13 protein-coding genes are annotated in these 14099 nt (G+C 37.4%); 10 read left to right on the forward strand and 3 right to left on the reverse strand.

What is annotated here, in order from left to right; genetic code table 11:
* Window positions 1-2 precede the first annotated feature (2 nt).
* Both trpS and ACK2WI_RS15070 read right to left on the reverse strand, forming a co-directional pair.
* Entirely contained in the window at window positions 3-1001 is a 999-nt protein-coding gene (gene trpS / locus ACK2WI_RS15065; RefSeq protein WP_093096275.1) for a tryptophan--tRNA ligase, read from the reverse strand.
* A 101-nt stretch (window positions 1002-1102) separates the two neighbouring features.
* Entirely contained in the window at window positions 1103-1483 is a 381-nt protein-coding gene (locus ACK2WI_RS15070; RefSeq protein WP_093096278.1) for a hypothetical protein, read from the reverse strand.
* A 145-nt stretch (window positions 1484-1628) separates the two neighbouring features.
* Between ACK2WI_RS15070 and ACK2WI_RS15075 the strand changes: the two genes are divergently transcribed.
* Window positions 1629-2024, forward strand: a complete 396-nt coding sequence (locus tag ACK2WI_RS15075; RefSeq protein ID WP_312696277.1) for a hypothetical protein — start codon at window positions 1629-1631, stop codon at window positions 2022-2024.
* Between the two features lie 63 nt (window positions 2025-2087).
* Window positions 2088-2876: an SDR family oxidoreductase gene (locus ACK2WI_RS15080; RefSeq protein ID WP_312696276.1), complete on the forward strand. Its 789-nt coding sequence runs from the start codon at window positions 2088-2090 to the stop codon at window positions 2874-2876.
* 16 nt (window positions 2877-2892) lie between these two features.
* On the opposite strand, the gene ACK2WI_RS15085 is transcribed toward ACK2WI_RS15080, so the two are convergent.
* Window positions 2893-3768, reverse strand: coding sequence for a PPK2 family polyphosphate kinase (locus ACK2WI_RS15085; protein WP_093096284.1), 876 nt, complete (start codon window positions 3766-3768; stop codon window positions 2893-2895).
* 197 nt (window positions 3769-3965) lie between these two features.
* On the opposite strand from ACK2WI_RS15085, the gene ACK2WI_RS15090 reads away from it, so the two are divergent.
* From ACK2WI_RS15090 to ACK2WI_RS15125, 8 genes are all read left to right on the forward strand, one after another.
* On the forward strand, window positions 3966-4592 hold the full coding sequence (locus tag ACK2WI_RS15090; protein ID WP_312696275.1) for a hypothetical protein: 627 nt from the start codon (window positions 3966-3968) through the stop codon (window positions 4590-4592).
* Between the two features lie 10 nt (window positions 4593-4602).
* Window positions 4603-5313 carry a DUF3307 domain-containing protein gene (locus tag ACK2WI_RS15095; protein WP_312696274.1) on the forward strand — a complete coding sequence of 237 codons (711 nt, stop codon included), beginning with the start codon at window positions 4603-4605 and terminating at the stop codon, window positions 5311-5313.
* A 6-nt stretch (window positions 5314-5319) separates the two neighbouring features.
* Entirely contained in the window at window positions 5320-6471 is a 1152-nt protein-coding gene (locus ACK2WI_RS15100) for a serine hydrolase domain-containing protein (protein ID WP_312696273.1), read from the forward strand.
* A gap of 133 nt (window positions 6472-6604) precedes the next feature.
* Complete coding sequence (gene fabV / locus ACK2WI_RS15105; protein ID WP_312696272.1) at window positions 6605-7804, forward strand: enoyl-ACP reductase FabV; 1200 nt, start codon at window positions 6605-6607, stop codon at window positions 7802-7804.
* A 401-nt stretch (window positions 7805-8205) separates the two neighbouring features.
* The gene (locus ACK2WI_RS15110; RefSeq protein ID WP_312696271.1) at window positions 8206-10425 is read left to right on the forward strand and encodes an ATP-binding protein; all 2220 of its coding nucleotides are present in this window, start codon (window positions 8206-8208) and stop codon (window positions 10423-10425) included.
* 153 nt (window positions 10426-10578) lie between these two features.
* Window positions 10579-12369, forward strand: a complete 1791-nt coding sequence (gene lepA, locus ACK2WI_RS15115; protein WP_093096295.1) for a translation elongation factor 4 — start codon at window positions 10579-10581, stop codon at window positions 12367-12369.
* Between the two features lie 24 nt (window positions 12370-12393).
* Window positions 12394-13281: a bifunctional 5,10-methylenetetrahydrofolate dehydrogenase/5,10-methenyltetrahydrofolate cyclohydrolase gene (locus ACK2WI_RS15120; protein ID WP_093096296.1), complete on the forward strand. Its 888-nt coding sequence runs from the start codon at window positions 12394-12396 to the stop codon at window positions 13279-13281.
* A 125-nt stretch (window positions 13282-13406) separates the two neighbouring features.
* A complete protein-coding gene (locus tag ACK2WI_RS15125) occupies window positions 13407-14000 on the forward strand; it encodes a DUF1003 domain-containing protein (protein WP_312696270.1) in 594 nt (197 codons plus the stop codon).
* Window positions 14001-14099: the final 99 nt, after the last annotated feature.

Genomic DNA, 14099 nt, shown 5'->3' on the forward strand with positions numbered 1-14099 from the left:
TTTTAATACAATTTTTTTAAACCGATAATTTCACGAACTTCTTTCATAGTCTTCTGCGCACTTGCCTGGGCTTTTTCTGCCCCCATTTTAAGGACTTTGGCAATGTAAGCATCATCTTGACTGATTTCTTGGATACGCGCTCGCACTTCACTGGTTGCTGTTACCATATCTTCAGCAAGTTGTTTTTTGAAATCACCGTAGCGGATTTCGGCTTTATTATATAATCCATCAAAGTGCTGAAGGGTATCTGCAGAAGATACCACGTTCATCAAATCGAAAAGGTTTTGTACTGCTTCAGGTTTCACTTGGTTTTGCTCAGTCGGTCCAGCATCCGTAACTGCACGCATAATCTTTTTACGGATTACCTCTTCAGCATCGGAAAGATAGATACAATCCGCTTCACCGTTTGATTTCCCCATTTTACCTTGACCAGATAGTCCAGGGATCTTAATCAGCTTATCCGCATAAGTGAATGCGAATGCTTCCTTGAAATAATCTACCTCATAAAGACGGTTGAACCTGTTCGAGAAGGTTCTGGTCATTTCCAGGTGTTGTTCTTGATCTTTACCTACGGGTACTTTTGTTCCATGATGGATCAAGATATCACAGGCCATAAGAACCGGATAGGTCAATAAACCTGCATTGACATTATTAGGATTTGCTCTGACCTTATCTTTAAAAGCTGTCGATCTTTCCAATTCACCCATGTAGGCGTTCATATTCATGTATAGATAGAGTTCAGCTACTTCAGGTACATCAGATTGAACGTATATAGTTGATTTTTCAGGATCTAATCCAGCGGCAAGGTATTCCACCACCACATTGCGAACCGTTTCTTTGAGGCCATGTGGAGTTGGGTGGGTCGTTAAAGAGTGTAAATCTGCGATAAAAAAGAAGCAATTGTATTCGTCCTGCATTTTGACGAAATTTTTCAATGCCCCATAGTAATTTCCAAGGTGTAATTTTCCGGTACTTCTAATACCACTAACAACGGTTTCCATATAACTGCGAAGTTACATAAAAAACAGGAAAATTGATACAGCTTGCGATGATGATAAGCGGGTTTATCCGATTTCAGCTACCTGAAATGAAAATTGCTATTCTAATAAATATGAGGGTTTTCCAGTAGGTCGGTAACATAACCCAGTACTTCAACTTCTAAGGCCCCGTCTTCGAGCATGGAAAAGGTCAGGTAGGCGGCATAGATTTCACATGAGAATGTGACATGTTTATCCGATACTATGGTGTCGATGACACCCTCACGGACATCAATCCCTAAATGTTCCAATTCGTTGTGTAGGTTGGTTGAAATACTATCATGATCTTCTCCAGAAGCAAATCCAACAATGATATGTAGGATCAATTTGTCAAACAATTCTGGATTCATATTTCTGAATTTATTGGCATATAATTCAGCATCAAAACGACTTTTCGCACTTGAGACGATTTTGTCCCAAATAAGGTACTCAGTTTTAGTTTGCATAATAGAGTTTATAAATTGTTAAAAGTAAATATAGCTAATTATCTTTTTTTATACAACGCTCCAAACAAGTTAATCTTATGATGTTTATGCAAACAATTGGGTTATTTGGATGGTTTTAAGAATAGGTTTTAAATATTTAATTATTATGAATTCAGAAGAGAACAAAAAGCAAAATAAAGCTAATGATGATGACCAAGGGCCTAAGGATCCAAATGACTTGGCCTATAATAAGGAAGATGCTTCATACGAATTAGATGTCAATGATAAAGATCCAGATTGGGAGCATCCCTCTGACTATGATACTATCAGCGAAGGAGCGGCAGATGATGACTCCACCTACGATTCTTCAAATCCTTATGTTGGCGATGAATATGCGCCATTGGAAGAGTTGGAAGAGGAAGATTTGGAAGATAACAATATGCACATAGAAGGAGAGAGCATCGTCCGGGTTTCCAAAGAAGATGAAGAGCTTTCTAAAGATGCTGAGGATGATCGTGATGATCTGGATGAAGAGGGCTATCCAAAATATGAGGGCGATTAAAACCTATTGGAATAGTCGGTTTTTCTTATTGAATGGCTATATTTAGGCTTTCAAAATTTTGATATGCATATTGATTTAACAGGTAAAAAGGCCTTGGTTGGAGGCGCCACTTCAGGGATCGGGAAAGCAATTGCTAAGGAATTGGCAGCTTGTGGAGCCGAAGTCACTTTGATGGCCAGAAATGAAGATAAATTAAAAGATGTGTTGAAAGAACTGTCTGTCGGAAATGGGCAGCAACATGGCTTTCTGAAAACAGATTTTATGGATTTTGAGCAGCATCAAGCTAATTTAACGGCCTATTTTGATGCGAATCAGGTCGATATCTTGGTGAATAATACCAATGGACCTGCAGCTGGAGATGTATCCCATAAAAATATCGCTGATTATCAGCAGGCCTTCGACCTATTGTTCAAAAATGCAGTGTACACTTCAGAATTAGCTTTGAAGGGTATGCGTGGCTCAGGTTTTGGACGCATTATCAATGTTTCTTCCTTAACGGTTAAAGAGCCCCAAGATAGTTTAGTGCTTTCAAACACCATGCGCGTTGCTTTAGTAAGCTGGAGTAAATCGCTTTCAAAAGCTGTTGCTGCCGATGGCATTACGGTCAATTCGATATTGACAGGCTACTTTGCTACGGATAGGCTCTATGATCTGATGAACAATCAGGCAAAAAATGAAGGCGTTTCCTTAGAGACGATTGAAAAGCGAAGGATTGAAAGCATGCCCATCAAGCGATTGGGTAAACCGGAGGAATATGGGTATTTAGCGGCATTCTTAGCTTCTTCTTATGCCAGTTTCTTGACGGGAGCCTCTATTCCATTGGATGGTGGCCTTTCGAATGTCGTGTTTTAAGATAATCAGTTGGAAGCTATTCCGCTTCCAACTGTTCTTTATATTTCTTCTTGTGTTCTTCGATCTCTTCTGACATTTCAGGATACTTGATGTCCTTGTATTCCGATAATACCTCGTAAATAATCTTGGCGACCAAGAATCTACTGATTGGCTTGGAATCTGAAGGAATCACATACCAGGGTGCATGTTTTTTGCTGGTGTTCTTGATGGCATCTTCATAGCATTCCATGTATTTGCTCCATAGTGCTCTTTCTTTCAGGTCTCCAGGAGAGAACTTCCAATTCTTTTCTTCCTCTTCTAATCGGCTCAAAAGCCTGTCACGTTGTTCCTCCTTGCTGACATTCAAAAAGAATTTGAAGACAATCATTCCATTTTGTGTCAATCGTTCCTCAAAGTTATTGATCTGTTTGAAGCGCATTTCCCAAAAATCATTGGGTAAGTTGTTTGGGTCAGTAATATGGGGAATCCTTTCGTTCATTAGATATTCAGGATGTACCCTGGTCACCAATACATTTTCATAATGGGTTCGATTGAAAACTGTGAATTTTCCTTTTTCTGGCAACCTTATTTCATGTCTCCATAAATAATCATGTTGTAGCTCGATCTCTGTTGGAGTCTTGAAACTTTCAACGACCACTCCGCGTACATTCATCTCTTTGAAGACTTCCCTAATCAGTGAGTCCTTTCCCGAAGTGTCCATCCCTTGTAAACAGATCAATACGGAATATCTATCATCTGCATACATTTTGTCCTGTATTGCAGCAATTTTCTTTCTTAATTCCTTTAATTCAAGTTTTGCTTCATCCTTGCTTATCTCATCTTTTATATCGGTAGGATGTTCATTTAGTTTGAAATTGCTTTTTGCTGTTAGCCTTTTTGCATAGTTTCCCATAAGCTTTATTTTGTAGAACACAATTTAATAAATAATTGTTTATTCTAGGTTTTGTGTAGTACTCATTTAGTTATTATCAAGATTGCTGATAATCGAAAATATCATTTATTTTAATGATAAATTTAATTATCATCGTTTTTAGTGATAAGTTTGTTTATCATTTATTTTGATGATAATAAGAAATATCATTATATTGGATGATTAATAAAAAGAAAAGGATGAGTTACCATGTCATATTAACAGGAGATGTTGTACATTCTAGGTCGCATGATGCGAAAGAATGGTTGCCAAGGTTAGAGCGAGGCATCAAGAAGCATGCACTGACCTATGATATTTTCCGTGGGGACAGTTTTCAGGCGGAAGTCCCAATTGAGGCCTGTTTTCAAGCTATCTTTTACTTGAAGTCAGAAATGAGGCAATTGGAAGGAATGGATATCCGAATAGGCATAGGAGTGGGGCAGGTAGATTTCATTGATGAGGACATTAAGAAATCTAGTGGTGAAGCATTTGTCCTTTCTGGTCAATCATTGGATGGCTTGAGTAAGGAGAGTTTGGAATTTAAGTCCCAATGGAAGGATTTGGATGAACGCATGAATTTAATTTTGACCTTGTGCACTCGTTTAACTGACCAATGGACTCCGAATATGGCGGAAACCGTGCAGGCAGCAATGGATTATCCAAATGCTAACCAGACGGAGCTGACGAAGATCATAGGAAGAAAACATCAGAGTCAGGTAAGCACAGAGCTTAGTAAAGCGAACTATTCAAAGATCAACCAAGTTATAGAATATTGCACAAAAGAGTTGAAGGCCTATGTTAATTGATTTGCTTAAAATGTTGATATCCCACATTTTAGGGGATTTTGTTTTTCAGCCTAAATCATGGGTTGAAAAACGGAAGACACATATACAATATTTGTTTTATCATGTTGCGGTACATGCGGGGCTATTGATCTTGTTTTTTATCAATGATCTGGGCAACAAGTGGCAAAGTATCCTTTTTCTGGTTGCAGCGCATTTAGCAATCGACAGCCTCAAAATAGGTTGGGAACAAAAATGGCCATCTAATCCTGTCCGGATATTCTTAGTGGATCAAGCTCTGCATATAACGAGCATATTTGCTGTATATTATTTCAATAATAGGACAGGTTTCCATGATATATTAGCGAACATAGACTGGAATCATGTATTGCTATTTACGATTGCCCTTTTGCTGATCGTATTTGTCATACCCATCATTATCCGTGTATTTTTTAGCAAATGGAACAAGGAAGTTGAATTCAATAGCAAACGAAAAGAGACCTTATTTGATGCTGGGACCATCATCGGGATCTTAGAGCGCGCGATGATATTGGGTTTTGTGATACTCGGTTTAAATGAAGGTATAGGCTTCCTTTTGGCTGCAAAATCAATATTCAGGTTTGGGGACCTGACGAATGCCAAAGACACAAAGTTTACGGAGTATGTACTGATCGGTACCTTATTGAGTTTTGGTCTTGGAATGTTGGTCGCATTCGGCTTAAAATATCTACTAACAATAATATAATCTACTATGAAAATAAATCTAAAAAGATTTAAGAGTTTGTTTTGTCTGTTTACAGCAGTCTCATTGAGTACGGGGGCAATGGCACAAAGTGCTTCATTTGAATCGGACCTGAAGAAAATAACCGATAAATATGAGGCAGTTGGTTTGGCTATTGTGGTTGTAAAAAACGGAAAGCCAGTTTATGAAAAGGCATTTGGATATAAAGACCTTGAAACTAAAGCCCCTCTAACTACAAATGATCTTTTCAGGATTGCATCCATTTCCAAATCATTCAGTTCTACAGCCATCATGCAATTGGTAGAAAAGGGCAAGGTTTCGTTGGATGATGATATCAGCGATTTAGTAGGGTTTAAAGTTAGAAACCCTAAATTTCCAGATACCAAGATAACCTTAGAAATGATGCTATCTCATCGTTCAAGTTTGAATGATAGCAATGGTTATTTTACATTCGATGTGCTGGATACCACTAAAAACAAGGATTGGGCAAAATCTTACAACAACTATGAACCAGGAACTGATTACGAATACTGTAATTTAAATTTCAATATGATCGGAGCTGTTTTAGAAAGACTGACGGATGTTCGGTTTGACAATTATATAAAACAGCAGATCTTGAGCCCATTAAAATTGGAGGCTGGCTTTTGTGTGGATTCATTGGACCAGAAAAGATTTGCAAAACTATATGACAAGGAAAATGGAGTATATGTAGAGCAAATAGCAGCATATAATCCAAGGTCCGAGGAAATCAAGAATTATAAGATGGGTGTGAGTACGCCTGTATTTTCGCCAACCGGCGGGATGAAGATCTCGGCCAAGGACCTGGCAAAGTATATGCAGATGCACATGAATCATGGGAAACTTGGAAAAGTGAAGTTAATTTCAAAAGCTAGTTCAAAAAAGATGCAGACTGGATTATCAGCTAAAGAGAATTATGGATTAGCTTTGCTGGAAACAGACCGATTAATTCCTGGGGAACACATGATCGGACATACAGGATCGGCTTATGGCTTATATAGCAATATGTTTTTTGAGCCTAAGAAAAAGTTTGGCTTTGTGGTGATTACAAATGGCTGCATTCCGACGATAGACCGAAATGAAGATATTGTAATGTCGAAAGAAGTTATTAACTTACTCTATCAAGACTTCATAAAAAAATAGTAGCAATCGCCATTAACCTTCTGAGCACTAGGTCGCAAGGATTTGAAAAGGATTAAAGGGGGATATTTAGAGGCGGTTTACTTGAAAAATTAACTACTTTTGTAAAAATTATTCAAATTGAGAATTTAGCAATATGATTATTCAACCAAGAACTAGAGGTTTTATCTGCTTGACAGCGCATCCAGAAGGAGCGGCAGAGAATATCAAAAACCAAATCGATTACGTAAAATCTAAAGGCGAGATTAAAAACGGGCCTAAGAAGGTATTGGTAATCGGTGCATCTACCGGATTTGGGATTGCTTCACGCATTAGTGCTGCATTCGGTTCAGGAGCAGCAACTATCGGGGTGTTTTTTGAAAAACCAGCCTCTGAAGGAAAATTAGGTACTGCAGGTTGGTACAACAGTGCTGCTTTTGAAAAAGAAGCGCATGCTGCCGGTTTATATGCAAAAAGTATCAATGGTGATGCTTTCTCGGATGAGATCAAGGCTCAAACCATTGACTTAATCAAAAAAGATCTAGGTCAAGTTGACTTGGTTGTATATTCTTTAGCATCTCCGCGTCGTACGCATCCAAAAACAGGTGTTCAACATGCTTCAGTATTAAAGCCAATTGATCAACCTTTCACTAATAAAACTGTAGATTTTCACTCTGGTGTAGTTTCAGATATCAGCATACAACCAGTAGATTCAGAGGATGACATCAACAATACCGTAGCTGTAATGGGCGGTGAAGATTGGAAATTCTGGATTGAAGACCTAAAGGCTGCAGGTGTTTTGGCAGAAGGCGTAAAAACTGTTGCTTATTCATATATCGGCCCTGAATTGACTTACCCTATCTATAGAAATGGTACAATCGGCCGTGCGAAAGATGATTTGGAAGGAACTGTTCCAACCATCAACGAGATTTTAAAAGATTTACATGGTATTTCATACGTTTCTGTAAACAAGGCTTTGGTTACTCAATCAAGCTCTGCAATTCCTGTGGTTCCATTGTATATTTCATTGTTATATAAAGTGATGAAAGAAAAAGGAATCCATGAAGGAACCATCGAGCAGATGCAAAGATTGTTTGCCGAAAGATTATACAACAATGTAGAGACTCCTTTGGATGAAAAAGGAAGAATCCGCGTGGATGATCTTGAAATGAGAGCTGATGTTCAGGAGGAGGTTGCAAAACTTTGGGAACAAGCAAATACTGAAAATTTAGAAGAGATTTCGGATATCAAAGGTTACCGTGATGATTTCTTCCAATTGTTTGGTTTTAATTTCGATAATATCGATTACGATAAAGATACAAGTGAATTGGTACAAGTGCCAAGTTTGGCAGAATAAGTCCAAACTTTAAAAGCATAAAAAGGAGTTGTCATCTGGCAGCTCCTTTTTTATTGCTCAAAAGGGAATGTCCAGAGATTTACATGTTGTAAATTCATCTATATAGAGTTTAATAATTCATTATTCAAATCGATTTTTCAGAATGGTTTAAGGGATATGGCTTCCAGAGTTTCTGTTGTTTTTATTAAATTCTTATTCAATATTTTTAACAGGTAACTTATTGAAAATAAGAGAATAGTATGATTCTTTGAAATTTTAGTGATTTATCGATACTCAATATTGATAAAAATATAGTTTGGATATATTTAAACTTGATTTCTTTTTTCTAATTTTAACTGCTGTTTGAAAAACATCTGGCCAAACCAGGATAGTAAGAAGTTTCTAACTATGAATTAACGTAAATGGATAATCGGGTTATTCTTGAGGAAGAACATTTGAATCTCAGTGAAGGGATTCAGGAGTTCGGTTATTTATTGATAGTCGATTTAGATTATAACCTCATAGCAGGTAGTGAAAACTGTGAGCATTGGCTAAACAATGATGTAATCAATGTTTTAGGGGTTAATTTATGGGAAATTTTAACTGAATATTTCTCCAAATATGTTGTCAGTATAAAGATTGCCATCGATCAAGTAATCAATGAAACAAATGAACGTGTTTTATTGGAATTGGCGATTCTTGATGAACTATTCTACCTGAATATCTATCTATTTAATGACAAGTTCTATTTAGAGTTTGAGAAGAAATTTGAAGACTCCAATGTTTTCTTTCCGAAATTTGAAATCGTAGACAAGCTATTAAGTGATAGCAAAGGAAAGATATGGAAAGTGGTCAGTTCCTATATCTCCAAAATATCAGGTTTTGATCGTGTAAGGGTTTTTCAATATGTAGGGAATGGGGATGGCTATGTTGTAGCTGAAAGTATTGAGAATTCAGATCTGGAAAAATTATTGGGGAGCTATTATCCCGATATGGATATTTTTAAGCATGCCAAAAACATTCATACGGTTAACTTTCATCGCTATACTGCCCAAGTGAATGGCAAGACCATAAAAATTATTAGCAAAGACCATTTCAAGCCCAATTTATCGCAGACTAATATTAGGATGATTTCTCCTCTTCATGCGAAATACCTCATTAAGGATGGAGTCAATTCAAATCTAAGTGTATCTCTTCAAATTGATGGAAAGATATGGGGCTATGTATTCTGTCAAAGTAAAAAAGGTAAGAAAATAAACCTGCTCAAACGTGAGGCCATGGTCTATTTTATCCAAATGGCTATTTACCGATACGAAGAGGAGCAAAAGAACAAAATTAAGGACTTTCAAGATGATATCCGGAATTTTGAGTTGCAGCTAAAGGAAAAGTTAATCCTGAAAAATAATCTTGCGGAGGCTTTTATGGAGCTCGATAAGGAGCTTTGCTATTATGCCAAAGCAGATGCTATGCTTATTTTGATAAATGGCAGACTCTATACCTATAATATCTCCATTGGATTTGACAAAGTCTTGGACATTAAAGGGCTTCTTTCCAGAATCACTGCTGACTCCATATTCTTTGATTCTGAATTTATATTAAAATATGGTGAAGAGTTAGGTTTGGATGCTGAACGCTTTGTAGGTCTGGCTGCATTGAAAGTGGAGTTGGAAGAGAATTGTACCGTATTTTGGTTTAGGAAGGAAAAAGAATTGAGAAGGAAATGGGTGGCTAAACCTGAATCGAGAATAAACATGAATCTTCCGAATGATTCCTTTGAAAAGGAAGAACATCCTGTTCTTGATATTTGGCATCAGAAGACCGTTGGGACCTGCGAACCTTGGCAAGAAAATGAGGTTTATTTTATTAAAAGGCTTAGAAATCTGATCATTCAAAGCAGCAAGAATTTTTCTCAAGAAATCGACAAATTGAACAAAGAAGTTGGAGACTTAAATAGGGCATTGGATAATTATGCTCATACCGTTAGTCATGACCTTAAAAATCCATTATCGGCAATCAATCTTTCTACGCAGATGCTACTTCAGCGTCCGGAAATGAAGAATGACCTGAAATTGAAAATGCTCAAGAATACAACGGAGGCTGTAGAGGTAATTTCTGAACTCTTGAAAAGTATTCATGATTTTTCCAAAGTGAAAGATTACCAGTACAGAATGGAACCCGTTTATGTGGATGAGTTTTTGAAGCAAATAGTCAATTTCAGTCAGTTGAGGTATAATGCCATGAAGACTGAAGTGCAGTATGGGAATATCCTGCCTGTCTATGGTGAAAGAAGTATCGTGTATCAATTGTTCCAAAACCTAATTGGCAATGCCATTAAATACAGTGCTAAGGTAGAAAACCCAGTAGTTTCCATTTCTTCTAGTTTCAAGCATGAGTTTGTCCGCTATACCATCCAAGATAATGGAATTGGAATCGCTAAAGAGGAGTTAAGTACCATTTATGATTCCTTCAAACGGATGTCCAATGCCAATAGTTATGAGGGGACAGGCTTGGGTTTGACCATTGTAAAAAGGATTGCCGATCGTCTGCATATTACAATCGAAGTGGAAAGTGAAATTGGGAAAGGCACCTGTTTCCATTTATTGTTTCCAAAGGAGGTTTTCTTACTTCCTGCCAAATCATAGCCTAAAGCAAATTCTTTAATCCGAGGAAAATCCAGTATTCATGAAAATAGGGCGTAAATGTTTCTATTATTCGGAAATAGATGATTATAATAGCTAAAAAGCTCACTTAAAAAAATTATATTTGCGAATTAAATTGAAGGCATAATAACCTATATGAAGCATATACGCAATTTTTGTATCATCGCACATATCGACCACGGGAAAAGTACTTTGGCCGATAGATTATTAGAGTATACCAATACCATTACCCAACGTGAAGCACAAGCTCAATTGTTGGATAATATGGACTTGGAACGTGAAAGAGGGATTACGATTAAGAGCCATGCAATCCAAATGGAGTATACCAAAGATGGACAGACGTATGTGTTGAATCTGATTGACACTCCGGGTCACGTGGATTTCTCTTATGAAGTTTCTAGATCGATTGCTGCTTGTGAAGGCGCATTGCTGATCGTTGATGCTTCCCAAGGTATTCAGGCGCAAACTATTTCTAACCTATATCTAGCACTTGAGCATGATCTTGAAATTATCCCAATTTTGAACAAGATGGATTTACCAGGAGCTATGCCAGAGGAAGTGAAGGATCAAATCGTTGAATTGATCGGAGGAAAACGAGAAGAAATTATTCCAGCATCCGGAAAAACCGGAATGGGGATCCCAGATATCCTAGCCGCTATTATTGAGCGTATTCCTGCACCTGTAGGTGATCCTGAAGCTCCATTGCAAGCTTTGATCTTTGACTCTGTATTCAACTCTTTTAGAGGGATTATGGCTTATTTCAAAGTTGAAAACGGAGAAATTAGAAAAGGAGACCGCGTTAAGTTTGTCGCTACTGGAAAAGAATATATAGCTGATGAGGTTGGGACTTTGAAGTTAAACCAGGTTCCAAAAGAAGTGATCAAAACTGGGGATGTAGGTTATATTATTTCGGGGATTAAGGAAGCTAGAGAGGTAAAAGTAGGGGATACCATCACCAAGAAAGATCGCCCTTGTGCTCAAGCTATCCAAGGTTTTGAGGAAGTTAAGCCGATGGTATTTGCTGGTATTTATCCGGTAGATACCGAAGATTATGAAGAGCTAAGGGAGTCGATGCACCGTTTGCAATTAAATGATGCTTCGCTAGTATTTGAACCTGAATCTTCAGCTGCATTGGGCTTTGGTTTCCGTTGTGGATTCTTAGGAATGCTACACATGGAAATTATTCAAGAACGTTTAGAGCGTGAGTTCGATATGACAGTTATTACGACTGTTCCTAACGTTTCATACTTGGCGTACTTGTCCAAAAACCATGAAGAGATTGTCGTTCATAACCCTTCTGACCTTCCTGATCCAAGTAAATTGGACAGTATCGAAGAACCTTATATCAAAGCCAATATCATTACTAAGGCGGAATTCGTTGGTCCTGTAATGTCACTTTGTATTCAGAAACGCGGAACCATCGTTAACCAATCATATTTAACTTCTGATCGCGTAGAATTGGTGTTTGAAATGCCAATGGGAGAAATCGTATTTGACTTCTACGATAAGTTAAAGACAATTTCTAAAGGATATGCATCATTTGATTACCATCAAATTGGCTATAGACAATCTGATTTGGTAAAATTGGATATTCGTCTGAACGATGAGCCAGTTGATGCCTTATCATCTTTGATCCACAGAAGTAATGCTTATGATTTTGGAAAGAAAATCTGTGAGAAATTAAAAGAACTATTACCAAGACAGCAGTTTGAAATCCGTATCCAAGCATCTATTGGTGCAAAGATTATTGCTAGGGAAACAATTTCTGCTTTGCGCAAGGATGTAACCGCTAAATGTTATGGTGGTGATATTTCGCGTAAGCGTAAGTTGTTGGAAAAGCAGAAGAAAGGTAAAAAACGTATGCGTCAGGTTGGAAACGTAGAGATTCCTCAATCAGCATTTATGGCGGTTCTGAAATTAGATTAAGATAATCAACCTATAAAATATATCATGAATTTACTGGACGGTAAAGAAGTATCAACCAAAGTTAAAGAAGACATCAAGAGAGAGGCTGCAGAACTGACCGCTAAGTTAGGTCGCAAACCTCATTTGGTAGCTATTTTAGTCGGAAACGACGGTGGCAGTGAAACTTATGTTGCGAGCAAAATGAGAAATTGTGAGCAAGTGGGATTCGATTCTACCAACCTTCGTTATGATACGGACATCACTGAAAAAGAATTATTGGAAAAGATCAATGAGATCAATGCTGATGATAGCATCGATGGATTGATCGTTCAATTGCCTTTGCCTAAACATATTGATCCTGAAAAAGTAACCGAAGCCATTGATTACCGAAAAGATGTTGATGGATTCCATCCGATCAATTTAGGAAGAATGCAACGTAACTTGCCTTGCTTTATTCCTGCTACCCCTTATGGCATCATGTTGATGTTAGAGCATTATGGAATTGATACTGCAGGTAAAAAGGCTGTCATTGTAGGAAGAAGCAATATAGTGGGTTCTCCGATGAGTATCTTGTTGGCAAGAAATTCTAATCCAGGAAATTGTACAGTTACCTTGACACATAGTAGGACAAAAGATCTAAAAGCTGAGGTTTTGCAAGGGGACATTGTTGTTGCAGCGATTGGTAAAAAGAATTTTGTTACTGCTGACATGGTCAAAGATGGCGCAATTGTTATTGATGTGGGAATCAATAGGGAGAACTCGACTGAAACAAAATCAGGATTTAAACTTTATGGAGATGTGGATTTTGAACACGTAGCGCCAAAATCATCATGGATTACTCCAGTTCCAGGAGGTGTTGGTCTAATGACTATTATAGGTCTGTTAAAAAATACCCTTGAAGCAGCAAAAGGTACAGTTTATCCTAAAGCTTAAAAAATATTGAATTGAAATATGTTTATTTGAAGCCTCCAGTATTGGGGGCTTTTTTTTGATTGTTTTACAACTATTTGGATTCTCCGCGGTTTTAGTCCATATATTAATTTCTTATTTCATAAACCATGGCTAAACTAGATCAAGTAAAGAATAAGGATATATTGGAAATGATCAACCAGAATGATGAAAACCTAAAAAAACTTCATGATATCGTTCGCAAATCATTTGAAGAGGAAAAATTAATTGTCGATAACCTCATCAATCCTACAGATGATTACCTCAATCGAGGGCAGCTCATTTCGGATAAGGTTGCCAGATTTGGTGGGAGCTGGTCATTTATTTTGATTTTCACAGGTATATTGATTGTTTGGATCTTGTATAATACATTGATGTTAAAGCAAGACCGCTTTGATCCATATCCCTTTATTTTAATGAATTTAGTTTTGTCCTGTTTGGCTGCTCTACAAGCACCCATTATTATGATGAGCCAAAACCGACAAGAGGAAAAGGACAGAAAACGTGCTGAGAATGATTACTTAGTCAATTTGAAGGCTGAACTGGAAATCAGGAGCTTGCATAAAAAAATAGATGTACTTCTGGAGGAAGAAGTAAAGCAACTCTTTGATTCCCAAGTGAACCATTTGAAGTTATTGAAGCAACTTTCAGAACATGTGGATCGATTGGAAAAAGAATTGAAAACTAGAAATAACCAGCAATAGTATGAATAGGAGCACTATTCAATAAAATAATTGGTATAAATATTGCGTGCTGCATTCAGTATATTGATATTACAAAAAACTATTATTACACAAACAAAT

Origin of the sequence: Sphingobacterium sp. BS-2 (assembly GCF_046161205.1) — a bacterium.
GTDB classification, from domain to species: domain Bacteria; phylum Bacteroidota; class Bacteroidia; order Sphingobacteriales; family Sphingobacteriaceae; genus Sphingobacterium; species Sphingobacterium mizutaii.

Excerpts from the sequence above, each read along its gene's own strand:
- ACK2WI_RS15070 (WP_093096278.1), bottom strand. The coding sequence starts at position 1,483 with ATGCAAACTAAAACTGAGTACCTTATTTGGGACAAAATCGTCTCAAGT.
- ACK2WI_RS15075 (WP_312696277.1), top strand. The coding sequence starts at position 1,629 with ATGAATTCAGAAGAGAACAAAAAGCAAAATAAAGCTAATGATGATGAC.
- ACK2WI_RS15120 (WP_093096296.1), top strand. The coding sequence starts at position 12,394 with ATGAATTTACTGGACGGTAAAGAAGTATCAACCAAAGTTAAAGAAGAC.
- fabV (WP_312696272.1), top strand. The coding sequence starts at position 6,605 with ATGATTATTCAACCAAGAACTAGAGGTTTTATCTGCTTGACAGCGCAT.
- trpS (WP_093096275.1), bottom strand. The coding sequence starts at position 1,001 with ATGGAAACCGTTGTTAGTGGTATTAGAAGTACCGGAAAATTACACCTT.
- ACK2WI_RS15100 (WP_312696273.1), top strand. The coding sequence starts at position 5,320 with ATGAAAATAAATCTAAAAAGATTTAAGAGTTTGTTTTGTCTGTTTACA.
- ACK2WI_RS15085 (WP_093096284.1), bottom strand. The coding sequence starts at position 3,768 with ATGGGAAACTATGCAAAAAGGCTAACAGCAAAAAGCAATTTCAAACTA.
- ACK2WI_RS15080 (WP_312696276.1), top strand. The coding sequence starts at position 2,088 with ATGCATATTGATTTAACAGGTAAAAAGGCCTTGGTTGGAGGCGCCACT.
- ACK2WI_RS15090 (WP_312696275.1), top strand. The coding sequence starts at position 3,966 with ATGATTAATAAAAAGAAAAGGATGAGTTACCATGTCATATTAACAGGA.
- lepA (WP_093096295.1), top strand. The coding sequence starts at position 10,579 with ATGAAGCATATACGCAATTTTTGTATCATCGCACATATCGACCACGGG.
- ACK2WI_RS15125 (WP_312696270.1), top strand. The coding sequence starts at position 13,407 with ATGGCTAAACTAGATCAAGTAAAGAATAAGGATATATTGGAAATGATC.
- ACK2WI_RS15110 (WP_312696271.1), top strand. The coding sequence starts at position 8,206 with ATGGATAATCGGGTTATTCTTGAGGAAGAACATTTGAATCTCAGTGAA.
- ACK2WI_RS15095 (WP_312696274.1), top strand. The coding sequence starts at position 4,603 with ATGTTGATATCCCACATTTTAGGGGATTTTGTTTTTCAGCCTAAATCA.